The 26,085-nt window shown below is 55.5% G+C and carries 7 protein-coding genes; 1 reads left to right on the forward strand and 6 read right to left on the reverse strand.

Going from position 1 to position 26,085, the window contains the following annotated elements; translation table 11 throughout:
- Nucleotides 1-76: 76 nt before the first annotated feature.
- From F1728_RS05330 to F1728_RS05355, 5 genes are all read right to left on the reverse strand, one after another.
- Nucleotides 77-3,559 (reverse strand): hypothetical protein, encoded by a 3,483-nt coding sequence (locus F1728_RS05330; RefSeq protein ID WP_155363233.1) that lies wholly within the window; start codon nt 3,557-3,559, stop codon nt 77-79.
- The gene (locus tag F1728_RS05335) at nt 3,445-8,154 is read right to left on the reverse strand and encodes a beta strand repeat-containing protein (protein ID WP_194242695.1); all 4,710 of its coding nucleotides are present in this window, start codon (nt 8,152-8,154) and stop codon (nt 3,445-3,447) included. The genes F1728_RS05330 and F1728_RS05335 overlap by 115 nt, the downstream gene beginning before the upstream one ends.
- A 452-nt stretch (nt 8,155-8,606) precedes the next feature.
- On the reverse strand, nt 8,607-12,557 hold the full coding sequence (locus F1728_RS31530) for a golvesin C-terminal-like domain-containing protein (RefSeq protein ID WP_315853528.1): 3,951 nt from the start codon (nt 12,555-12,557) through the stop codon (nt 8,607-8,609).
- A 341-nt stretch (nt 12,558-12,898) separates the two neighbouring features.
- On the reverse strand, nt 12,899-20,062 hold the full coding sequence (locus F1728_RS05350; protein ID WP_155363235.1) for a calcium-binding protein: 7,164 nt from the start codon (nt 20,060-20,062) through the stop codon (nt 12,899-12,901).
- 278 nt (nt 20,063-20,340) lie between these two features.
- A complete protein-coding gene (locus F1728_RS05355) occupies nt 20,341-22,545 on the reverse strand; it encodes an FG-GAP repeat protein (RefSeq protein WP_155363236.1) in 2,205 nt (734 codons plus the stop codon).
- A gap of 719 nt (nt 22,546-23,264) precedes the next feature.
- Between F1728_RS05355 and F1728_RS05360 the strand changes: the two genes are divergently transcribed.
- The gene (locus F1728_RS05360; RefSeq protein ID WP_155363237.1) at nt 23,265-24,500 is read left to right on the forward strand and encodes an MFS transporter; all 1,236 of its coding nucleotides are present in this window, start codon (nt 23,265-23,267) and stop codon (nt 24,498-24,500) included.
- A 16-nt stretch (nt 24,501-24,516) separates the two neighbouring features.
- Here F1728_RS05360 and F1728_RS05365 read toward each other — a convergent pair whose 3' ends face one another.
- Entirely contained in the window at nt 24,517-26,076 is a 1,560-nt protein-coding gene (locus tag F1728_RS05365; RefSeq protein WP_155363238.1) for an ArnT family glycosyltransferase, read from the reverse strand.
- Nucleotides 26,077-26,085 lie beyond the last annotated feature (9 nt).

Consider the following 26,085-nt stretch of genomic DNA (forward strand, 5'->3'; position numbering starts at 1 on the left):
ACCGGGTCCAGATGGATGATTGCCCCCTGACAAACAGGGTTCCAGTAAAGTTTCTGCAGATCTCACCGGAGAAATGCTAAAACGAAAGCAGTTCGGTCTCGTCTTCGAGCGAACCAAAGAACTGATCGGTCTCTGCATGCGACTCAGCTAATTTTCGCACACCCGGATCCAATGTCTCTGCCATCAGCCCCTCGTCGGTATGCTCTGCCCCCAGCAGGTGGCCCAGTTCGTGACGAATCACCGTCCAGAGATCAATCAGACCTGCAGCTTCACTGCCCGGTAATGCGATTAATGATAACTGACTGTCGTAGGTATACTCGCTGTGATCCAGGGGTGTCGTATCAACAAACCAGCCATAACCGGCGGCATTCACGTCGATATAAATCGTATCACCAACCAACCGTCCCAGCGTACTCCCCTCCAGATCGACCACATCCACTTTGACATCCGCCAGTTTCTGTTGTTCTGCATTTGAAACGGTCGGGCTGACTTCCAGAACAGCGGTCTGCAACATCGTATCCGCCTGCGACTGAGTCAATGCAGTAGCCTCTGGAGTGTTCTGGGGGGCGAGCGCAACCTCTAAATTCTGATTCCAGGCATCCGGATAATTAGTCGGGTAGATAATATTTGTCTGTGAAAGCTTTGTCTTGTTGTAATTCGAGGCCAGAAAGATCAGGTCCTTGAAATCCACCCGCTGATTCTGATTGATGTCACTGAACCAGGCGTAATCCGAACTGGATTCTGCGGGCACGCTGTTATACACACTCGCAAACAGCAGCAGATCTCGAAAACTGATTCGGTCATCATCATTCAGATCGTAGGGATTCGCCCAGATAGAGGCACCTGGGGAATCGATGATCGGCGTCTGACTGATGCGCCCACTTCCCAGTGTGATCTGTGGTGACTGTATCTGCAGTCCCAAATCATACGGTCCGATACTTTGCCCCTCCAGATCCAACAGCACCTGATCAGCGGCCAGTGAATCGAAGCGGATCCGGGCAAATAACAACTGCCCGTCGATACCCAGTTCGTTCGTATCTGCTGTTGCTGAGAGACTGATGACCTGACCGGTCAGATCATCAATCGTTCCGGTCTGGCTTTGAGAAAACGCAGTACCGTATTCAATGTCCGTCGCGGTGGTAAAATCGGTCTGATAATTCAGATCAAGCGTGACCGTCGCAATCCCCAGGCTGGCAACATCAATGGTATTCACCCAGAATTCCACCCAGTAGGTTTGCCACTCACTGATCCCATCCTGGTGATTGGGGAGTGTCTCGACTTCCCCCTGAACACCGACCGAGGTCGGCGATTCAACCACCCGCATCGAGAGCGTTTCAAATTCCTGTATGACAACATCAAAGGTCCGCGTGATCATGGCATTGTCACCCGTCGTCGCCAGATTCCCGTCCAGGCCCCCATCTTCGACGGTGACAGTGATCGTCGCCGTTCCAGTCTGGTCGGTGATCGGAGTGAAGACCAGGCTGCCGGTGGCATCGTCAGAGGTGTAATTCACCACGGGATCTGCAATCAGCCCCGGCAGACTGCTCTGCGCTGTCACACGTATTGGCTGTGTCTCGCCCCCTCCCGCAGAAATGCCGCTCAAGTTCACCGTTTGCTCGGATGCGTTTTTGAGTAATAACAGATCAGAGAGAGAATCCAGCTCCGGATCGTCATTCAGAGAGTTGACCGTCACATCGAACGTGAGGTAAATCGTGCGGTTATCGCCGGTCGTCTCTGTGGAATAATCGGTGCCTCCATCAGAAATGATGAGTGTGATCGTAGCGACTCCACTCTGATTCGCGATCGGCGTGAATACGAGGCCCGCGGTCGTATCAGCCGCGGCAAAGTTCACCTGGGGGTCCGGGATCAGCGAAGGTTGACTGCTCTGCGCGATCACAGTTAACGGCTGAGAGTTCCCTCCCGCGGTCGTGATCTGTGACAGATCGATGGTCTGTTCCAGCGCATCCTCATCAAGCACCAGATCGAGTAATTCGGGAAGCTGCACAAACAGTTCACCAAAATTGTCGATCATGATCGGTCCCTCAGTTGCGTGGGCAGTGATACTGTTGACTTCGGTATCCAGGTCTAGAGTCCCTGCACCGCCGATGCCGGTTGCGGCCTGTAATATCAGCGTATCGCTTTCAACCAGAGGGCCTTCACCGGTGAGATTATCGCGAATGGCCCCCGCTGTTGAAGTCAGTTGCACGTTTCCGGAGGTTTGCAGGTTCGCGACGAGCAGATTATTGACCGACTGCACGTCAATCAGGCCTGTTCCACTGCTCTCGATCCGCGTCCCCTCGACCAAAGTGATACTCCCGGCCGAATCAATGTCGATACCGGAGGCTCCTGTATTCGAAATAGTAGCAGAGTTCTGCAGCAGAAAATCTCCCCCGGTATTTTCCAGTTGCAGTAAACCTCCCGCGACAGTCACCGATTCGTAGACCGTCATGTTGTCAGTCGAAGTAATACGGGTCGTTCCGTTCGTCGTTACGCCGTCGATCCCACCAGAGAAACCAAGAAACAGCATACCGGTATTCTCCAGAGAGAGTCCTCCGCCGGCATTCGCCTGCAGGCCCACGATACTCGATTCCAGCGCATCCCCTGTGCCAATCCCGCCAGAGGCAATCAGCGTCACCAGGTATCCATTCAGGTTTTCCGCAGCACCGTTGGCATCGATAATCGAACCGCCACTTGCTGTCAGTTGAATTTGATTTGGTGTGGTGATCGCCCCCAGATATAGATTCGCCTCCGCAAACAGCTCAACACTATCAACACCTGCACTGAGACTGGCTCCGACAGCAAAAGTCAGATCGCCGGCGGAATCGACAATCACGCCTCCCGTTGTGGTAAAGGCGCCATTAAAACTGACGATTCCCGAGAGCGTCAGATCGCCGGCTCCCAGATCCAGATTGCCGACATTGACCGCATCATCACTGCCCGGAGTCACAAACAGGTCAGCACTGAAGCTGCTGTCCAGACCATTCAGATTGACGGTATCCACACCGGTACCGCCTGAAGCCTGGGTCTGAATCGCCAGCGCGTTTATGGGATTGAGGAACGTGACCGATTCCCCCAAAGTGGAATCGATTAATGAATAACTGTCGCCTGCCACACCGTCATCAGATAACGTAATCGTCTCATCCGCACCAGTAAAGCTGAAGTTTCGGTTTTGTGTTTCAATCATATCCAGAATCGGCTCCAGACCGGTATAGGTGATTGTCTGCGTGGCGCTGCCGTTATAGAGAATGCTGCCGGAACTCTCATCGACGAAGCGATGCTCAACCGTCGCTGCAAATCCGCCCAGAATTTCCAGCGCATCGCCGCTGGTCTCTCCCCCGGATCCGCCGTCAAACAGAATTCCCTCAGCTGGAACAAACAGACCGCCATCCGGGTTTTGAATACTCAGGAGGTCATCTCCTTCTCCTCCCGCAAAGACCAGTTGTGTCAAAGAGGTAAAACTGACAACAGAGCCGCCGTTGAATTGAAAAGTACCACTGTCAGGTCCCGTCGCCAGGATCGACAGCTCATCGTCGCCCTCGGTTCCCTCAACCCAGAGCACCCCTGCAAATTAACCTCTTCGATCTCGGAATAGTTAATCGTTTGCAGTCCGCCTGTAAACGAAATGGTCCCACTGTCGGTGCCACTGGGAGTCACTTCGGGAACGGCTCCCGGTGATGAGTAATAATAGAGCGAATCAACAGGGGAAGTTGGTGCAGCCGGACTCTCTCCGTTGACAGTAATCTCCGTCGCAGAACTGGCAGAGAGATGGAACGTATCTGCGAACACACTCCCAGTCAGTTGAGCGCCATTCACCGCTGAGAGCTGACCGAACAGTGCCAGTTCGCCCCCCTGAAAGTCCGTGGTAATGACACTTAAATTTAACGCGATCGACGAGTTCCCAGCCACGAGCTGTGCGCCGGACTCAATGAGAATATCATCTGCAGTATTAAATGTGATTGTCCCGCTATCTACTTCGATTTTTACACCAGACCTGACGGTCAGGTCCTCGGCCAGGCTGCCCGGATCGCCGTCCACGCTTGCCAGCAATATTCCTATCCCGGCAGAGAGCGATTCGTGGATATCGATCCCCCCCTCACTCTCGATATCGATAATGCTGGTGTGAGAACGAATCCCTTTCCAGGCGCTCTGAACAGCTGCGGAACCGAGAATCAGATCCCCCGTATTCCTGACTCTGACGACTCCTTTGGCCACCGCGACTAACTGATCGACGTCGGTTGTCATATTGAGGATCGATCCCTGTTCGGCAGTCAGTTCCAGCAGACCTGCGGTGATCGTATTCACCGTAGAATTCTGCAGGCTCAGATGACCATTGCCCGCGATCAAGTTCACATCGCCAGTGGTCGTCAGCTGGCCAGTTGACCATGAGGTTGAGGATTCAAGATGAATATTCCCTGAACCCGCATCGATACTGCTGTCAGAGGTGGTGAAACTCAAAATACTGGAAACGACTTCAACATCCCCATTCAGAATAATGGCGCCAGTGATTCGCGTCGAATCAGCCAGACTGAGCAGATTTCCCTGGTCCAGATCCAGACCAGCCCCGAGGTAAACCGTTTCTGCCCCGACCCCCTGCCCCAGGTTCAGATCGGCGTTGAAATTCTCTCCCAGAGAATCGATCGAAATCTCGGAAGTGACTCCGCTGTTCCAGTTGCCGCTGTTGACCGTGAGACTCAAGGAAGGATTCAGGAAGGTCCCCAGCTGACCGACATCTGACTCATAGGTCAGTTCGTCGACTCCCGCTTCACTCACGGTGCTGACACCGCTGAAACTTAGCGAGAGTCGATCTACACTCACGGTCGAATCCACCGGTTGTTCCAGTCCGGCGTATTGGATCGCGGGTCGGGTGGCTGCATTAAAGAACACACGTCCCTGACTCTCATCCAGAAAATGATGCGTTTCCACGACCGCAACGCCGCCTGAAATTTCCAGGCGGTCGCCACTGGTCTCTCCTCCACCACCGCCGTCAAAGTAGATTCCATCCTCAGGTGCAAAAATGCCACCCGCGGGATTGTTGATGATCAGCTGATCGTCCCCTTCAAATCCGTAGAACTCCAGGTATGAGATACTGAAAAAGTTGACGACAGGACCAGCGTTCAACTGATAGGAACCAGAGTTATTATCGCTGGCAGTAATAGTCAGCACATCTTCGCCTGAAGTCCCCTTAATCATCAGATGCGCGGGGTCAGGCACACTGAATCCCGCTTCCAGGTTTTCGATGCCTGTGACATAGATACTCTGATATCCGCCTGCATAATCCAACCGCGCATTCTCGCTGTCGTAATCAAGATATGCACCGTCGATCGGTTCATTATAAAAGAGTGTGTCACCGGGGGTAGCCGGCGATAATCCATTGACGGTAATTTCGGACTCGAGACTGGGAGTGATGTAAAAAGCATCCGAATTGACGCCGCCATAAACGGAGGTGCCGTCTGCGGAATGAGTCTGCCCCCACAGTTCGACGGCAATATTCGCATTGTCCGCGACCATGTTCTTGGCTTCCAGTCCCACGCCCCCGGTCAGCGCGATCAACTGGGCTCCTTCTTCCACCAGAATATCATCGTCTGCAACGAGGCTCACACCAAACGGACTGTCCTCCGATTTCACAATCACGCCAGCCCGAATGGTAATATCACCACCGGCGTAGAGACTGAGTGAGGTCCCCGTCTGAATCGATTCCCGGACATCCAGTGAACCCGTCGTATTGACATAAATGGTACTGTTCCTGGCGTAAATCCCGGTCAGGTCACCAGCGTCTCCGATCACAAGATCCCCCGTGTTTTGAACCTGCACAAAGCCTACCGCGGCAACCTCGAGATAACCCACCTGAGTCTCCATTGAATTCGTTGAAGATCCACTCAGGATCACAGCCCGTGCAGCCGTAATGTTATTACTGGAGCCATTGTTATCGATAATGGAAGCGCTGGCATCGATCCAGACATCTCCTGTAGTTATGATCTCACCCAGGTTGAGACCAGTCGACTCAAAGTAAATATCTCCATCTCCGGTATTCAACGACGTTGTGCTATCCGTAAAAATCGAAGCGGCTTCGACATGCACGTTTCCGGTGGTCGTGACATTCTCACCAAAAGTGGCTCGATTGACGTGCAGCTCCAGATCACCACTACCCAGGTCGAGTGAGTTCCCGAATTCAACCCAGTCATCGCCGCGCGTTTCGGTAATGATCAGGTCGGCAGTCGCATCCTGTCCCACGGAATTTATGTTGACATAATCCAGCCCGGCACCGCTGTTCAGAATCAGGGTTATGGAGGGAATCTGTAAGACCCTCAATTCCGGACCGGAACCGGAAATCACTTGAAATCCACCGCTCGCGTCCGCGTTAAAATCAATCGTCTGTGTGTCATTGTCATAATTCAGATCAAGGTGGGCCGTCGCCACATCCCAGATCATCCGATCCTGGTGCGAATAGAATAGAAAATCCAGGTCGAATTCATTCAAACGCACCCAGCCTGACTGGGATCCTTCCATCCAGGAGGAAAGGGAGTCTGCAGACCCGCTCAGGATAATCGTATCATCACCCGAGCCATCGTCACCGTCGTAGTCAATTCTGAGCCCTGCTGCAGCCAGGGATGTATCCAGGGTGACCTGTTCGTTTCCTGCTCCACCCGTCAGATAAATGGTGCTGCCCGTCAGCATGGATAACGACACGGCAATCGTCTGCGCATCGATCTGTTCTCCGCCAACTGGCGCTGTAATCAGGTCGTCGACCACACTCACGATCAGCTGCCCCCCACTGATCGTCATCGACAGGTCCGAATCGGAAACCGTCTGATGGTCGATCAGCAAATCGCCGTTCACGATCTGGGTGATAAAGTCAATCACGGGAGGAAAACCAAACACATAGGCGCTGCCGGTATCGGTTGCACCGTGGTCGTGCAGCGGAGCACCGCTGACAATTGTCTCTCCATCAATGGCGATCGTGGAACCATAGCCACTGCCGGTTTCAGTATCGGCAGCAATCAGTGACTCCTCATCAGCCGTACTCCAGCCCAGCGAACCTTCAAACAGGTATGCCGCCCCGGTACTCCCATTGCTCAGAGGATCTCCCACAACCAGGCTCATACCCGCGATGGAGACAGCCGCTCCGAAACCACCTGAGTCCGTCGAATTGGGATATTCGCTGGCTCGCAGTTTCTCGACGATATTCCAGCTTTGTGAACCGTCCAGAATCGACACCGACCCGCCATACGTATCGCCGGCTGCACCAACGGCGGCGTAGCGATCATCGATATCAACGGCGCTGCCCAGATCGGAACCTGTAGTCCCTGACAGTTTCTTGATTTCTCCCCAGGTATCATCCGCAATACCGGCGCCATTTGAACTTCGTTCGAACAGATAAGCGGCCCCCTTGCCTTGATCCTGCACCGCACCAGCGATAATGGTTGTTTCATCCTGACTGATCGCCACGGCTGACCCCAACCAGGCATCAGCAGAAGCATCACCGGCTTTCAATTGATCGATTGAGACCGTCGCCCAATCGTCGTCTGTCGTAAAGACATAGACGGCGCCTGACGACGCAGCGGCCCCATACGAATCCAGTTGTGCCCCCACTACAACAGTATTGCCTTTGAGGTCCACAGCCAATCCAAAGTCTTCCGCCGCATCGTTCGCCAATGCTACAGGACGCGAGAGGGTCGCCAGAGCATCCCAGGTATCATCACTCAGATTTGAGGCAGTTCCCTGTTCATTACGTCTGAAAAGATAGGCCGATCCAAACGTATCTCCCTCGTCTGCTCCGATCGCTCCGATCAACAGTGTATCACCATCAATGGCGACAGACGTTCCGAACAGATCCTGATCTGTATTATCTGCACGAGGTGAAACGAGTGTCGAATGATAGTCCCAGCTGTCATCGGTCTGATCATCAGGCGTGCCTGAGTCATTGCGGGTATATAGTGTGACGGCTCCCGCATTATCAATTCCCGCCGGATCTGCATTGGGGATGCCTACGACCAGCCAGTCCCCGGAAACAGCAACCGCAGATCCAGACTGATCCGTATCTAAGGGGGCGAGCGCTGCATCTGGCAGAAGTTCCCCCTGAAACACGCTGGTCAAGAGAGTTCGGTCTTCCAGTAGCTCAATACAATTGATCTGCCGGGCAGAAGAATCAGTCACTGTCTGACGTATGTTCCGGCGATGACGACGGCGAACTGACGGGCGATTAGATGAACGCGCTGAAATCGCCTGCAGCCAGTGGGTCAGAAACATCTCATTCACTCCGCTCTGCAATGTATAGAGGACAGCCCCGTAGATTCCCTGATGGGATTTTCCCTGTATTATTGATGTGCCAGGTCGTGAACCTGATGGGCCCTGTCTCCCCATGCAGACTGAATGTCTGACATTGGATTCACTTAACTAACATACATGATTTACAAGTCATAAAACAATGACAAAAACAGACGAACGGACGATTAAAGCAGATCAGTTTCCATCCAGCAGTGTTTTACTGCATAATCAAGATTTTTGACGTTAGATAAATCAGCATAGCCTCTTCCAAAATAAAAATAGCCCCCGGAAACCTGAGTTTCCGGGGGCCTGTCGGGACTGTTTGTAACTGGACTATTCTATTAGTCCAGCAGCGGGTTGTCTCCGCCGGCGATACCGCTGAAGAAGTCGTCGATTTCGTCTGCACTCGGCAGACGACGTTCGGAGACGTCCAGCGACTCGCTCATCAGGGTACCGTCTGAGTCCAGGTCTTCCAGACCCAGCGTGTGACCCAGCTCGTGCATTACGACTGTCAGCAGATCCATCTGACCGAAGGCGTCGCTGCCGGAACCGGCCAGCAGGCTGCCATCCAGCAGTGTGAACTCGCTGCTGTCCAGCGGCGTTCCATCGACGAACCAGCCGTAACCGGCGGCGTTGACGTCGATCAGAACCGTTGTACCTGAAGCACCACCGAGCATTGCATCCGGCAGGTCGGTCAGTACGAAGTTCACCGAACCCAGCAGTTCCAGCTGAGCATCGCTCAACCCTGCTGTTTCCCAGTAGCTCAGGGCCGCATCCACGACCGAGTCCAGGTCGGACTGGGTGATCGATGGAGCCGCAGTGCTGCTCACACCGGCGGCCGCCATCAGTGCTCCGACCCGCTGGATGCGGATCGCATCGGCATTGATCGCCCCATTGGCCGGGCCGTTGTCACTCAGGGTCACGGTGATCGAACCACCGGGTGCCACCACAACCGCGGCCGTCAGGATCTCCCAGTTGAAGCCATCGGCGGCGAAGTCATTCGGTGCAACCCGCTGGTTGACCACGACGGGTCCCACGCCGGCAACATTGTACTCGGCATTCGTGGCCCGTAACGGGTCATTCAGCCAGGTCGCAGAGACGGTGTAGGTTCCGGCGGTCAGGTTCGTGAAGTCCCAGGTCGCCGTTCCGCTCTGACCCAGGTTCAGTCTCTGGGCATCACTTTCGAAGTAACGGGCATCGTAGAACAGGGTGTTCCAACTGCCGGTGCTGCTGTAACCCACATCACCATTGTCGATCAGCACCACATCCGTCATTTCGGCGGTGATGTTGAACGTGAAGGGGTTCTCATCGCTGTCGTTCGTGGCGATTGAGACCGGACCAGCAACCACACCGGCGGCGCCGGTGCTGTTGAATGAGATCTCGAAGGTCGTCGACTGACCGGCGAACAGAGTCGTCGTGCCCAGCGGAGACGAGACGGTGTACTCGCCCGATCCTGGCAGAGTGATGGCTCCCAGGTTCAGCGTGTTGGTCCCCGTATTGGTAATCGTGAAGGTCTGCGACAGGGTTTCGCCGAAGAAGGCGGTGCCCAGATCGATGCTGCTCACGCCGCTGGTCAGGGCCGTGGCCCCGGCTGCGACGTCGATTTCCGGAGCCGTGAGCCCGGGTGGAATCAGTTCCAGCCGCATGGCGTCGGCAGCCAGGTTGCCGTTCGCACCGTCGTCCGAGATGGTGACCGTCAGCGTGTTGCCGGCAGCCACCTGGAAGTTACCCAGTTCCTGCCAGATCGAGCCGTCGGCACTGAAGCCCTGCGGGTAGAACCGCTGGTCCAGTGAGACCGTGATCGGTCCCCCTTCGATGCCCGCGATCGTGATCTGGGCATTGGACGCGTATCCGCTGTGGTTCAGCCAGTGCGAGGCCACCTGATAAGTGCCGGCGCCCAGATTCTCGAACGTCCAGGTCGCCGTGTTGGTGCCCGGCAGGTCGCCGCCCAGCAGCACGTCCTGGTCCCGCTGGAAGTATTGCGTGTCGTCACCCCAGGTCCGCACTTCACGATTCCAGGCAGCGCCACTGGTACTGTAACCAAAGTCACCGTTGTCGATGATCATCGAGTCCGCAGCCGAACCGCTGACCGTGAAGTTGAAGGGATTCTCAACCGCCAGATCGCCTCCGAAGCTGACCATTCCACTGAAGCTGCCGCCGATGCTGGCGTCCATCTGCAGGGTGAAGGTCGTCGAATCCCCGGGGGCCAGGTTCGTATCCCCGAAGCCGGAGACCAGGCTGAACCCGGTTGGAACATTGATCGGCCCCAGGGCCATGTTCCGTTCGCCGAAGTTCGTTACGGTGAAGGTCTTGACCACGGGAGCACCGATGATCGTATCTTCGAAGTCCACGGCACCGCTGTCTTCCACGGTTCCGCCATCCACTTCGACCTTGATCACCGGATCAACCACCCGGATGATCCGGATTTCATCGGCGTAGACAATACCGTTGGCATCGTCGCTCAGCACCACCGTCATGTGATTATCGTTGATCACAACAGGATCACCAATGTATTCCCACCAGGTGCCATCATCCAGGAAGTCGTTCGAACTGCCCTGATGACTGACCCGGTAAGTGGCGACCGGGGTCGCATCCGAGAAGATGGTGTACGGAGCGTTGGTTGCAGCAGCCCGTCCGTAAGGGCTCACGTCCGGATGGACGTACCAGTGGGCTACGACCTGATAGCGGCCAGGTTCCACGTCGAAGTCCCAGAATGCACGACTGGTACCGGTTCCGCCCACGTAAGGCACTCCCGTATACAGGAACTCCGGATCACCCACGACACCCGGAATGTGCTCATTCCAGGTCCCCGTGGCATCGAATGTTGCGTCGTTGATGCCTACGGTTGCCGGTCCGGCGGCACCCGTTACCGTGAAGTTGTAAGGATTTTCATCCGCGTCACCCGTGGTGAACGAGATTTGACCGAAGGTCGAACCGGTGGTCCCGCCGTCAAACTGGATGGTGAAGGTCACCGAACCGAAGCCGGGAATGTTCACAGGCACGGTATCTGTTCCGAACGGGGAAGCAGGATCGATGCTGAACCCGGGTGGGAACTCAATCAGACCGGTCACATCGACCGGATCCGCGGAGAGGTTCGTCACGGTAAAGGTTTTGGAGACCGGAATGCCGGGGATCGTCGTACCGAAGTCGACCACGCCCGTGTCATCGTCGACGACATTGCCGTCCACGGTGACTTCCAGGTCGGGAGTCGGCAGGTATTCAATCCGGACCGCATCGGCGATCACGCCGTTGGCCAGGTCGAAGGTATCCCGCGGGATACTGCTGGCATCGTTGGTCAGGGTCACCGTCAGGGTGCCGCCAACCACTTCGAAGGAGGTATTCAGGTCGAACCACGCAGCCCCGTTGTCAGCGAAGGTGGACGGAATCAGGGTCTGGTTCACATCAATATCAAAGGTACCGGCTCCACCGTCCAGTGAGTACGGCGCGTCGGTCACTCGGTTGTACAGGGCCGACCAGGTTGTGGAGACCCGGTAGAAACCGTCGGCCAGACCGGTGAAGGTCCAGGTTGCGGTGTCAGTCCCGGCCGGAGGCGGAATGAAACCCGGCTGGTTGGGAATTGCCCCCGCGATGTCCCCTTCGAAGCCGGCACTGCCCCGGTTCACGCCCGAGTCATACAGTTCGAAGCCGGCGGTGGCCGAGAAGTCGGCATCGCCGTTGTCGATGATCACGACGTTAGAGACCTGACCGTGCAGCAGCAGGTTGAAGGTCGCTTCATCCACGTCGTTGGTGTCGAACGAGAACAGCCCCGAGCGATCGCCGAAGGAGTCGGAATCCATGGTGATCTCGAAGCTGATCGTATCGCCGGCGGCCACACTCTGAGCGACCAGCGTCGTCGTGAATCCGGCAGGAATCACGATGTTGCTGATGTCCAGAGCAGCAGAACCGGTGTTGGTGATCTCGAAGGTCCGGGTCAGGTCGGTCAACAGTTCGGTGGTGCCGAAGTCGATGCCGCCCGGATGACCGTCGACCAGGATGCTCGGCGGTGCCGGGGCGTCGGTCACGTCGGTCAGCTGGACTTCCGGACCGGCGGAGACCCGCTCGATGCGAACCGCATCAGCAGTGATCAGGCCGTTGGCCAGGTTGGTCAGCATCACGGTCAGCGTCCGGCTGTTGACAGTGAACGTTCCCAGGTCTTCCCAGAGAGCACCGTCGGCCAGGAAGTCGTCGGGAGCGATCTGCTGATTCAGATCGAAGGTGCCCAGGTTGATCGCCGTGGTGGTAATGTCATTGCGGGATCCGTCGAACACGGTAAACGGTGCATCGCTGGCCATCTGCGGAATCACAAATGGATTCTCCGAAGCCGGCCAGGTAACCGAGACGCGGTATACGCCCGGGGTCAGACCGTAGAATTCCCAGAAGGCGGCGGCATCACCGTAGTGGACGGGATCCACCAGCTGCGACTGCACGGTGTGAATGTCGTCTGCATAGCCAACACCCGTGGTGATCGCTGCGGTGCCTGCCGGATGATAAGGCCAGTCCCCGCTCAGCGAGAAGCCCAGGTCGCCGTTGTCGACGATCGTGGCTGGATTGTCTTCGAACGGGGTCACTTCTTCGAAGTTGAGGTACTGGACGGTACCTACACCGTCGGCCGTCAGAGAGTAGCCGGTGTCGATCACGGCCTGTCCCTTGGCGTCGAAGTCCAGGATGTCAAAGCCACCCCGTCCGTCGGCTGAACGCAGGACCGGAGGTCCGTCGATCGGGAAGTTGCCGTCCTGGGAGAGTGGATCGATGAAGATGTAGTCGTCGAATTCACTGCCAACCACGTTTTCCATGAAGCTGGGGTTCGTGTCCGGCTGTTCGGGCTGCAGCTGACGCTGCTCGACCGTGTTCCCCCGAAGACGTCCTGCGGGGTGTTGATGATATCGACGTCGAAGACGATGCCTGCACTGGCGAAGCGGAAGTCGACTGTGTCGTTGCCGTGGATGTCGGTGATCACGTCGGCACTGCCGCCGGCCCCCGGTTCCATCAGGAACACATCGTTGCCGCCGTTACCACTGCCAACTAAGTAACCGCCGCCGTCCAGGTTGTCGCTACCCAGGCCGTCACCCAGGATGTTGTGATCGTTGTCGCCGGTGATATTGTCGTTGCCGTCACCACCGAAGACGTTTTCGATGCTGTTGTCGTCATCGCCACCACCGGTGCCGGCCACCAGGCCGCCGTTGATGTTTGTAGCGGTGCCGGCGAACAGGTCGACGGTCACGCCCGTGGTGTAGTCCCGGTAATCCAGACTGTCGTTACCGGCGTCGCCGTCCAGGGTACCGGTCAGGCCGGCCCCGTCGCTGAGATCGAAGCGATCGTCCTGGGTCCCCCCGATCAGGTTCTGGAAGTCGGTGAAGTCCAGACGCTCTTCCGGTGGAGTCGCAATCGCGTCACCGGGCAGCGTCGGCCGGCCGCTGGCCAGGTTGTTGCGTTCGGCGATAATGAAACCTTCATCGTTGGCCGTGATGCCCCAGTAGTTATTCAGGTTCGGGCCTTCCAGCGTGTCGCTGTTGGCTGAACCGACCAGATCGTTGATGTTGTCGAAGCCGGTTCCGCCACCGCCGGTGCCCAGGATGCTGCCGTTGAGCTCATAGCCCTGGAATCCGTCCAGGCTGCCCAGGCCGGCCAGCTGCACATGCACGGCGTTCGAGTAAGTGGTGTAGTCGATGGTGTCGATGTCCCCACCCCCGTTGATGAAGCCCCGCAGCACATAGTTGCTGTCGAAGAAGAATTCATCGTTGCCGGCCTGCCCGTTGAGTACGGTGTTGACGAGGCTTGGTGTGCTGTTCTGCAGGTTGAAGTCGTCATCACCGCCTGCACCGTTGATCGTGACGGTATCCAGATCTTCCTGCAGTCCCAGGTTGACGTTGATCGTGTCGTCGCCGTCGGTGCCGGTGATGTTCAGATCGTCGATGTTGGCATAAGTCACATCAGTGCCGGCAGAGCTGGAGATTCCGTCCACGGTCGTCGAGGTGACTTCGAACGTGTCACCGGTGACGTCGCCGCTATCGACGATATTCAGCGTGTCGTTTCCGCCTTCACCATCCACATCCAGGGCCGCGAAGATGTTGTCCACCGTGCTTCCGGCATCGAAGATCTGGAACAGATCGTCGCCCAGGCCCCCCAGCAGGCTGACGCTGGTGACACCCGCGGGTGTGCTGCGGATACGGATGGTATCGTTGGATACATCGTCAGCCGCAAACACGTCGTCGGCATCCAACTCGACATTGGTGAGCGTCGTGGCGGAGTCGAGGGCGATCAGATCGATCAGCTCAGCGCCGGTTCCCGAAATGACCTGCAGGTCGGTAAAGTCCTCAAACAACAGAGCGGTGAAACCGCCGTTACCGGTGATCTGGGAGACGCCGTCACCGGCTCCGCCGGCATCGTTGATGTTGATGCCGGTCGTGTCGGGTGTGGAAGAAGCGTCGACTCGCAAGCCACCACCAGTTCCCGAACCGGAAAGGCCGACCCCTTCGATGTTGGCAAAGGAGAGTCCCAGGTCGATGTCGGTGTCACCCACAGCAGCGGCACCAATGTTACCACTGCCCAGACCGTCGATCACATCCGAGAAGTAACCGGCGTTGTGATCGGTGATGAAGTTCACATTGATCGCGTCGGCGCCGTTCTTACCGTCGTAGTGAATCGTGATGTCGTTCACGTCGTAGTCAGTAGGAGGGAACTCACCTTCCAGGAACGTTTCCGCAGCCAGGTTCAGGTGTGCCCCGTTGGAACCGGGGATACCCATAGGAGCAGCAGTTGCGAAGAACGGCAGGCCACCCGCGGTTTCGTTGATGTTCAACGTATCGTCGTCGTCCGACCCCAGTACGGTGAAGGAGAGAATATCCGCATCAGCGCCGGTGAAGAAGTTGCTGCCATTGATGTCGATCAGCAGGTTTGTGCCGCCGGCATCCAGACCAACGTCGATCGTGTCGTCGGAAGCATCTTCGAACCCGGAGAACAACATGTCCAGCACCAGGTGATAGGCACCAGCCAGGGTATTCACATCCTCAATGCTGCTGTAGCTGACAGGCAGTTCGGTATCGGGAGCCAGGAAGTTAAACGTGCCTGAACCTGGTGCTCCTCCCAGAACCAGCGCGGGATCGGTCACACCACTGAGATCAATATTCAGCGTGTCCCCGGGAACCGCCGGTAGAGTCGGATCTCCGCCTACAACAGTAATCGTGGATGTGCTGCTGGGCAGGATGTTGAACGTGTCATCGTCATCACCGCCGGTCACCGTCGTTCCCCCGGGGGCGGAAATACCACCGACCAGATCAACGGTCCCCCCCACGGCATCCGGATCGCCGACACTTGGATCGACGAAGATTCCAATGGTTGTCGCGGCATTGATCTGGGAGGTTGCATCCATGGTGAAGTCATCACCGGCTGTGAGAACTACATCGGCCCCGCTTGACTCAACGGTTACACCAGCATTGATGGTCAGGTCGTCACCAGCGAGTGCTGAATCTCCGGCCGTCAGTGTAACAGTGCCCGAACCAGACACATTGCTGGCCACAGTCAGCGGGCTCGCAGCAGAGATCCGAATTAATCCAGTGGGAGCATTCACTCCAGACAAACCATCGACAGTCCCGATTTCGAGAGCTCCCGTGTTACTGATAAAGACATCTCCACCAGTGGTCAATGCCGACAGGCGTGAGACTGCCAGATCCAGATCCAGCAGAGCGTTCGCCGGATCCCCAATATCTCCGGCAGCACGCAATGCCAGTTCATTTCCGGAAATCAGAGTGAGTTCCCCAAAGGTATTGTCATAGATTTGACCATTCAGGGAGGTCAGTGTAATTGTCCCTCCAGGGCTGTGCAAACTGGCAATCCCCAGGTTGTTTTCAGAATAGACATCCAGCGTTCCCCCCTGAGCAGTCACCACACTACCCAGACTTTGTGTAAAGTTTCCTCCACCTGAATTATCGAAGTCAGCAGTCAGCGTTACCGCTGCAGCACTCGTGGTATCGAGAGAGGAAATCGGGGAGAAGAGCAAATGATTATCAGCCAGCAGGTCAACAGCACCGCCATTGGTACGGATAATCTGATTCACATTGATATTATCGCTTCCGTTTACAGTAATTGATGAAGCGGCACCAGTGGCTTCAACTTTCTGATTAATAAACAGTATGCCACCTATGGCCAGGTTGATATTACCACCGGCCGTGATCCCGGCCAGTCCGTCTACGGTCCCCACTGTGGCAGCAGAGGGTTCCTGCAGGTAGATATCACCGGCGGTCGTGTCGGCAGACATCGTATTGATCGCCAGGTCAATGTCCCCTGCCCCCGCAGAACCGATGCCGGTCGCGGCCCGCAGCGCTGCCGTGTTGGCGGTGATCAGGGATGCTTCGGATCCACTGTTATCGGTAATCGCACCGGCGGAAGTTGTGACCTGCACTTCACCGCTGGTATTCAGATTCGCCAGGGCGATGTTATTGACGGCATCAATATCGATCAGACCGGTACCGCTGCTGGTCACTGTTGATGTATCTGCCAGGGTCACTGCACCAGCTGAATCGATTTCAATTTCGAATGCGGCGGTATTGGAGATAATCGCCAGAGCATTCAGGTTGAAGTTGCCCCCTGTATTCTGAAGCAGCAGGTTTCCACCACTGGCCGTGATATTCTCGGTGACCGTCATGGTGTCGGTCGAGGTGATCGTGGAAGGTGCTCCGACAGTCACGCCGTTGATCCCGCCGGCAAAACCGATATTGAGGGTACCAGTATTATCCAGCTCCAGCCCCGCACCGATGTTGGCTTCCAAAGCTCCCAGATCGGTTTCCAGAGCATCGCCTACACCGGCTCCCGTGCCTGCGGTCAGGGTCGCGTTGTTCGCGGTAATGTTGTTACCTGCGTTCGCATCACTGATCGCACCAGCGGTCGCGGTGACGGTCACATCGCCGGAGGTCGTGATCTGTCCCAGTTGGATATTGTTGCTGGCAGTCAGATCGATATCACTGGCACCGGCATCAATCGAGCCAGCTGGAGCAAAGGTAATATTAGCGAATGTCGAATCAATATCCACGCTACCCGTAGTGGTAAACGCGCCATTCACGAAGACCTGACCGGCAGTCAGATCCAACACACCCGCTCCGATGTCCACCGTTCCGGTGTTGATGACATCATCATTACCCGCATTGACCGTCAGATTGGCTGTGAAAGTCGAATCCAGGGGGTCGATATTGATGGCATCAGAGCCACTGCCGCCGGCGACTTCGGTGTTGATCGTCAATGTGCCTGTCGGATGCGTGAAGACAACCGATTCGCCCAGAGTGGAAGCGATCTGTGATTCGCCATCGCCCACATCCCCGTCATCAGACAGCGTGATGGTTTCGGCGGCACCGGTGTAGCTGAAGATACGATCTGTTGCGGTGATCGTGTCTAAAATCGGTTCCAGGCCGGTGTAGGTAATCGTGGCGGTCCCTTCACCATCGTAGAATATCGAACCGTCATTGGCGTTATCGAAGCGGTGTTCGACTGTTGCAGCGGTACCACCCAGAATCAACAGTGTGTCGCCGAGCGTTTCGCCGCCGGTTCCGCCGTTAAAGTTGATTCCATTCACCGGATCAAACAGCCCACCAGCTGGATTATTGATGATCAGTGTGTCATCGCCGTTCAGACCGTTGAAGGTGAAATCTGTGTTGGCATTGAAATTGATGACCGGCCCGCCGTTGATCTGGTACGTTCCCGAGTTGGCAGTCAGAGCGTTAATCTCCAGCGTATCATCGCCGACGGTACCATCAACGACAATGCTGCCGCCGAAGGTCAGGCCTTCGATTTCATCAAAGGTCACATCCTGAAATCCACCGGTTGCGGAGATTGTCCCGCCATCCAGACCGGCTGGTGTGAAGGTGGAAGATTCGCCCGGAGGGGTCAGGTAAGTCAGTGTGTCCCCAGGTGAAGCGGGAGCGGTTGGATTACCGCCGACAATGTCAATCGTCGTCAGTACATTGGGATTAACAGTGATGTCATCGGAGTCAGTCCCGGTATAGATTGTCAGATCTTCCAGATCCTGAAAACTGAGTCCAACAGGGCCTGCACCGCCCACTGTCCCATTACCGGGTAAGGTGCTGACAATATTGATCGCATCGCCGGTGGTATCTCCAGAATCATCGATGATCAACTCATCCGCCCCCCCGTTACCGTCAAACGAGAAATCACTCAGAATATAGTCAACTATGCCACCATTGTTGAGGGGCCCACCATTACTATCGATGATTGCCTGATCCCCATCGCTATCACCATATACGACAATTCCGAATGGTGCAGCCATGAGTCCACCGTTCAGATTAGCAATGCCACCGACACCTGGATCTCCATTTCCATGATCGACACTGATCGTAATGCTTGAGTTAGGAGCCGAAACACTTGCATTCAAATTGATGGTAAAATTATCACCGGCAAAGAACGAGACTCCCGAACTAACTGATGATACAGATACACCGGCATCAACGATGATGTCCTCACCGGCAGCTACTGAATCGCCAGTCTGCAGCAACACAGCCCCCGAACCACTCACATTATTCGAAACCTGCAGTGAGTCCGAAGTGATAATCGTGACCCTGCCATCTGCGGGTGTTGTACTCGTCGCATCCACACCGGCCGGATAGATGCTCACCGTACCAATCGTCAGCGTACCGGTATTGATAATGTTGAATACGCCATTCTGGGCACGACCGGCCAACGTCGTCACGGCCGTTTCGATGCCTGCCACTTCAGTGCCGGCTTCCAGATAGGCATTGGCGGCGGTAATCAGGGGATCTTCTGCGGCGGTGATATCCAGAATCGCTCCAGCAGCGGAATCCACACTCACCGTTCCCCCTGCACTCTGCAGATCTGCAATTTTGGCATTGCCTGTTGCGCTCACGTCAATTAACCCGCCATGAGCATTCACTAAACTCCCATCATATTGCGTGAAGTCGCCGCCCCCCACACCATTAAAATCTGCAGCCAAAGTTACGGCAGCAGAGGATGTAGTGTTGACCAGAGAAGTCGCGTAAAGGTACAGAAAATTGTCCGCCAGCAAGTCAATCGAACCACCGTTTGTCTGAACCAGGCCTGAAATGAGTGTATTGATATCGCTATGCACAACAATCGATGATCCTGCACCGGTTGCTTCGATATCCTCATTGAGGAACAGTGTCCCACCAATATCCAGATTGATATTGCCACCTGCCGTAATCCCATCCAGCCCATTGACAGATCCTACTGTTGTCTGAAGCGTATCCAGATAAACGTCACCGGTTGTCGTATCGGCGGCAACCGTGTTGATCGCCAGATCGAGATCACCGGCACCGGCAACACCAATGCCGCTCGCGGCCCGCAGGGCGAGCTTATCCGCGGTGATCAATGCGGCTTCTGCTGCGGTATTATCATAAATCCCCCCGGCGTCGGAATCGACCATGACCGTCGCCCCCCGCAGATCTGCAATGTTGATGTTCGTGTAGGCTGTCACGTTCAGAGTTCCATCCTGCGCGTCGACCAAACTTCCCAGTACCTGCGTAATGGCACCAGAGCCGTTATTGTCGTAGTCCGCAGCCAGCGTGATCGTTGCAGTGGAGGTACCTGAGGTCGTCTGGACCACCGAAGCGCCATAGAGATAAATGTTATTGTCGGCCCGCAGGCTGATCGCCCCGCTCGTGGTCTGCACCGTACCGTATGCGGTAAAATGGGAAGCCGAATCGATTTCCACCGCATAGGTGGTGTTTGAAATCGTCGACCCGGAGGACTGGAGGAACTCCAATGATGTGGATTCCAACTGCAGGTTCCCGCCGGAAGCAGTGATATCTTCGTACACAACCATCCCTTCAGCCGTGATTTTCGAAGCCGCCCCGACCGTCACTCCGTTCAATCCACCGGCAGCCCCGATCTGCAGGGTGCCTGCATCATCAGCGTACAGGCTGCCTGTGATGTCTGCTTCGAGACTGGTGACCGCCAGGTTGAGTTCCGATCCCAGGCCGCCGGCATTTCCGGTGGCTTCCAGTGTCAGTAATCCTGCGGTTACCAGGCTGGTCCCCGTAATCGAACCATTGGTCGCATCCAGGGAAACATTACCCGAAGTCGTGACGGCCGCATTCAGATTGATACTGCCGGCATTGATGTCCAGGTTGCCTGTTCCACATTGGTTGCAGCGGTCTGGAAGTTGACCGCGTCATCGGTGCCGGCATTGACGATCAGGTTGGCGCTGAATCCGCCACCCACTCCCTGAATATTGACCGTATCCGCGCCAGATCCACCGCCGACTTCGGTATTGATAGTCAATGACGCTGTCGGGTTACTGAATGTCGTCGTCTCACCTAAAGTAGAAATGACGTTGGTCAGCCCGGCACCGGCGGAAGTGACGGTAATCGTTTCCGCACCGCCAACGTAGTTTAATGTGACATTCGTCGCGGTAATTGTTGAAGCAACCGGTTCAAGGCCGGTGTAGGTAATGAAGTCGGTCCCCGAACCGTTGAGACGCACACCACCATCGCTGGCACTGTCATAACGGTATTCGACATCGGTAGCGGAACCAGTCAGCCCCAAGCTGTCAAAGCCAGCGCCACCACCGCCGTTGTAGATCACGTTGATGCCGGATGCGGCCAGTGAGGTATCGACGTTAAGATAATTATCTCCTGAGCTGCCGTTGATGATAATTGAACGGCCGGCGGGAATCGTACTAGCGGGGAAAGAAATCGTATGCACGTCGACCAAGGTCGATCCCACGGGTGCCTGCAGAATGTTGTCCGGGTCCGTAATTGTGATTAGACCGGTTCCACTGTCATAAGAAATCGAGACGTTAGAGGTGAAAGCATTCAATATAAAGTCGCCGTCGACGGTAAAGCTGCCGTAGCTGTTGGGGGACAGGACTTTTTCGTAGACAAATGCGGCACCTTCAAAAGCATAGTTGTGAGCATGATTAGGCGCCCCTCCTACGATGGTGGAACCGCTGACCGAAACGGCTGTGCCAAAAGAACCACTGCCGGAATTATGCGATGCATAAACCCTCTCGGCATTCGAAGAGTTTGAAACATCAAAGATGTATACTGAGCCGGCATCTGGGTAAGAATAATCATTTTCGGGGGAGCCGACTACGACGATGTCTCCGCTGACAGCAACAGCAGAACCAAAATGATCCTGATAACCAATATCGTAAAAACCATTATTATTCGCAGTTAAGTTAATGTACGCGTTCCAATTGTTTGCAGCAGAGTAGACAGCGACAAAACCAGAATCCCCAACTCCATAAGCATTGAAGTAGGGAACTCCCACAACTGCGTAGTCAGTGTCAATGGCGACCGAATAGCCATACCGTGCTCCAGATTGTGTGCCTGTGACTGATTTAATTTCTGACCAGGTGTCATCAGCGACACCCGGGTTGGCACCTTCATTCCGCTCAAACCAGTACGCAGCCCCGTAACCTCCGTTATAAGTAGAGGCACCGGCGATAATCGTATTCCCGTCCGCGCTGATGTCGACCGCCCCCCCTAACCGGGCATCATACGATGGACTATTCGCTTTGATTTTCGTTTCATGAACAGTACCCGACCAGTCATCCAGTTCAGAATCGAAAACATAAACGGTACCAGTCTGATATCCTCCCTGGCCATCAAATTGTGCCCCCACGACAGCTGTATTGCCACTGATCGCCACAGAATTGCCAAAAAAATCCTGGTTGAATGAAGGCACTACAGTACGCGTGAGTGCGCGAACCATGTTCCAGGAATCATCAAGCAATGAAGGAGTACCGTTATCGTCCAACTGATAGACAAAAGCGGCACCGGGATAAGCAGTATGACCGGAAAAGGTTGCACCAACAATCAGCTTATCCCCGTCAATATCTACTGAGGCTCCGAACTGATCACCTATAGGATCCCCATTTCCAGGATTGAGGAGTGTCTGCTGGTATGCCCAGGTATCATCATTCAGATTATGGGGAGTGCCATTATCAAAGCGGCGATAGAGATAAACCGCACCTGAATCGACATAGTTACCTCCAGGGTTATTAGTTGAACCAGCATCGGCTCCTGGTGCGCCAACGACCATCCAGTTGCCATCGACGGCAACGGCAGATCCGTCAAAGTCCGCAGTATAAGGTGTTCCCGATCCGGGACCAGATAAAAGTTCGCCTCTGCTGAAGACCGTCAACAGTGTGCGGTCTTCCAGAACCTCCGTCGTGGAGATCTGATTGCTGCGAGCGGTTTGCCAGCGTTGGCGGAGGGCCCGGCGGTCACGGGAACGAAAGACAGGACGTTTACGGAGACGGGAGGTGACGTTAGCAAGCCAGTTGGTAAGCAGCATCCTGGTTACTCCTCAGAAGTAAATTTTTCAGCTTAACAGTGGGGCCGAAATCGATGATGTGACTCTCTGATTTCGACAGACCGGGCAGGCCGAATGGATGCTCTTACTCTTTATTTCACTTACTCAACGCAGGCCACTCTTTCAACTCATTACTCTTTTTACACTCATGTAATCCATTCAGCACAATCATTACATTTAGACCTATTTACCCAATTCAACTTTAAATTTCTACAAAAAAATTCTCTATTTTCACCTGTTTTTACAAAAATTGACATTCCACAAGTCCAATGCACAAAAGAACTAAGATATCTTATCCATCAACCATTAAGTGTACTTCAACGATACAAATCAGCGCACAGAAAACAACTAATCCACATCAACTACTGTTTAAATGGCAGGGTCACACCGCCCCTGCTCTCGACGCAGAAACCATTGACTCAGGGGCCTCCAGCTTTGTTGGGAAGTCAGCCTGGTGCCCGACAGAATTCATTGAAGGCGAACGACTTTTGAATGAGTCACTGTTCCGGGAACAGCTGCGTTTCTAAAATGAGAATTCAACGCAGGGCTCTACTGACTGTGATCAATAACTGCACACGCCCCACTGTTGAACCTGACGCGCTCGCCCGTGTCTTCCCGATAATGACGCTCACTTGAGAGACACGTACGAAATCAGTCCCCTTTCGCTGCCTCGCAGCGTTGCAAATAGATCCACCAGAGAAATGACGACCCTTTCCCCCACCGAAGCTCCGTCAGCCTCGGAAGCACCAGAGACAGAACATTCGCCTGAACCAAATCATTTAAGTAAAGGCCTGACTTTACTGCTGGCGACAACCGTGGGAATGGTGGTCGGCAACCTGTATTACATGCAGCCTCTGCTGGGACTGATTGCAATCGACCTGGGATTGTCGGAGAGTGCCGTCGGTAGTGCAGCGACACTCAGCCTGATTGGTCAGTCATGCGGTATGCTGCTGATTCTGCCCCTGGGGGATATCTTTAATCGAAGGCCCTTGATTCTGATCTCGGTACTGCTTTCCATCTGCGCTTTATTACTGGTGGCCTCAGCTGACAGTCTTGGCTGGCTCTCCTTCGCCTGCCTGGCCCTGGGTCTGTCCACGACCGGCACACATATGACGATTTCCCTCGCCGCCAGCCTGGCCACTCCCGCAGAACGCGGACGCGTCGTGGGCACTGTCGTAGGGGGCCTGCTGACAGGACTGTTGCTTTCGCGGACGATCAGTGGTGTTCTGGGGCGACTGATTGACTGGCAATCGATATATTACATCGCGGCCTGCATGTTAACCTGCCTGCTGGCCCTGCTCTGGTATGCGTTGCCCAGCACGAAACCTCAGATTCGCATGGGATACATTCCTTTGCTGACTTCGATGTGGAAGCTGTTCACATCAGAGAAAGTCCTCAGAGAATCGTGTGTGTTCGGGAGCTTGAGCTTTGCTGCATTCAGTGCATTCTGGATGACGCTCGTCTTTCACCTGGAGCGTCCGCCCTTGAATTATGGCAGCGACGTCGCGGGGATGCTGGGACTGCTGGCCATCGGTGGTGCACTCGCTGCGGGGGGCGTCGGACGTTTAAGCGACCGTTTCGGCGCGCGTCCCATCATCGGCTTGTTCCAGCTGTTTACGCTGTGCTCCTTTGGAATTCTCTACTTTCAGGGAGAAACACTGCTCGGACTGGGAATCGGCGTGGTGCTGATGGACCTGGGAATCCAGGCCGTGCATGTGGGTAATCAGTCGCGGGTTTACAGTCTCTCTCCCGAAGCCCGTAACCGCCTGGGGACGATTTATATCGTGATCTACTTCGCGGGCGGTGCACTCGGTGCAGCAGTTGGCGTCTGGAGCTGGACTGAATTCGGCTGGGCCGGCGTCTGCAGTTCCAGTGCCCTGTTTATGCTGGCGGCTACTCTCTACTGGCTGCTCACCATCCGCAGAAACCGGGTTTGACGATTCGCACGACGGTTCACTTGCCGATATTCGTAGGCTGTTGAAAATGAATCAGCGTCGCGCTGTGCCAGGTCTTCTGCTCTGTTTCCACATAGCCGGTCTCCCGGGCAATCGCGCGGATCTGGTTGAGCGAATTCTGGTTCAGGTCGGTATCGGTGGCAGCGGCGACCCAGAATGATCCCGGATCGGTTTTCCAACTGTTGAGTAGATTCTGAAAGAAAGCAATCACTCCTGACTGCGGATTCCAGATATATGGCAACGCGTAGCGGGGATGAGGTTCATCCACATAGAACCGACTCACCCGACAGGCCACGTATTCCAGAAATACCCGATCCTCTGTCAACGCAGGAACCAGATAACTTTCGGTCAATCCACTCTGGACCAGCAGGGGTTCGCCCGGTTTCGAGTTCTCAGCAATGAAGGCATTCAGCTCCCGCCATTCGTATTCGGTCGGGGATCCGAGCCGCCCCATATCCCAGGGCCCCAGAGGGGACATAAACCAGGCTGCGATGAGTACGACCACCGTTGCCCCCACGGAGGTCATCCAGTGACGCGTCTGAGTCAGCAGCAGTGCAATAAAACAGGCCCCCGCGGGTGCATAAGCAACGCGATAACGGGGATTGGCCAGGCTCGACATTTCTCCCGAGGAAAGTACCGCCAGGATCAGTAACGGAAGCAATGAGCAGGTCGCTGTGAACCAGAGTTCTGAGCTGGAAACGGGCTGCGCAGAACGACGCCTGAGTGTCACCAGGAGTACGAGACCACCGACCGGCAGGCCGATCCACCAGAACGGACCAATCAGGTTCCAGATCGAGGTATCACTGCCGCTGAAGTTCAGAATCGGCCCCCACAGCTTGAGCCTCAGCAGGGTCGGGATCAGAGGGAGACCGAGCAGAATCACCAGGCCGGCTGCGAGCAAGAGTCGACTGAGGGTGGTGCGATTGAGATCGCGTTGCCACCAGCAGCTGACTGCGACCGCGAGCCCCGAGAGAATGACCAGCAGTGCCGATGTGTAATGAGTCCAGAGTAAGGCGATGGAGGAAAGGCTCCAGAACAGTGCCGCTCCCAGCGAACGGGGCTGACGTTGCCAGCGGATCGTGGCCCAGATCACGGCTGCTCCCAGCATGAGCACGAGTCCGTAACAGCGGGCAATGCGGACTTCATCCATCGCTTCCGGATGCCAGGCGACCATTAACGCAGCCAGACCTCCTGTCAGCGGAGACCGCATTTCCTTCCCCGCCAGCCACGTAATCCAGATCGCGCCCAGGGCACACAGAGCCGAGGAAAGTCGAAACACCAGCTCCGATTTCCCCAGGACCTTGAGAAACCCGATCTGAATCCAACTGGACAGGGGCGGAATGGCGGCGTAGTCCAGACTGCGCATCAGCGAAGTGCCGGGCAGATCGGAATCGATAATCCAGTAGGAACAGTGCTCATCCAGAACCAGCGGTCCGCCTGACAACAGGGGATACATCAGCAGGCACCAGCTGATTAGAGAGAGAGCCAGTAACCCACGCCCGATCAGGGTCAGTCGTCGATTTTCAGCTGCTGGCAGCGTCGGTTCATTTTGCTCCATCTATTCAGG

The sequence above is a fragment of the Gimesia benthica genome (assembly GCF_009720525.1).
GTDB lineage: Bacteria > Planctomycetota > Planctomycetia > Planctomycetales > Planctomycetaceae > Gimesia > Gimesia benthica.

Coding starts and splice junctions, on each gene's coding strand:
- F1728_RS31530 (WP_315853528.1), bottom strand. CDS start 12,557: ATGGCCAGCGATGCACCGTTTACCGTGTTCGACGGATCCCGCAATGAC.
- F1728_RS05355 (WP_155363236.1), bottom strand. CDS start 22,545: ATGCTGCTTACCAACTGGCTTGCTAACGTCACCTCCCGTCTCCGTAAA.
- F1728_RS05360 (WP_155363237.1), top strand. CDS start 23,265: ATGACGACCCTTTCCCCCACCGAAGCTCCGTCAGCCTCGGAAGCACCA.
- F1728_RS05365 (WP_155363238.1), bottom strand. CDS start 26,076: ATGGAGCAAAATGAACCGACGCTGCCAGCAGCTGAAAATCGACGACTG.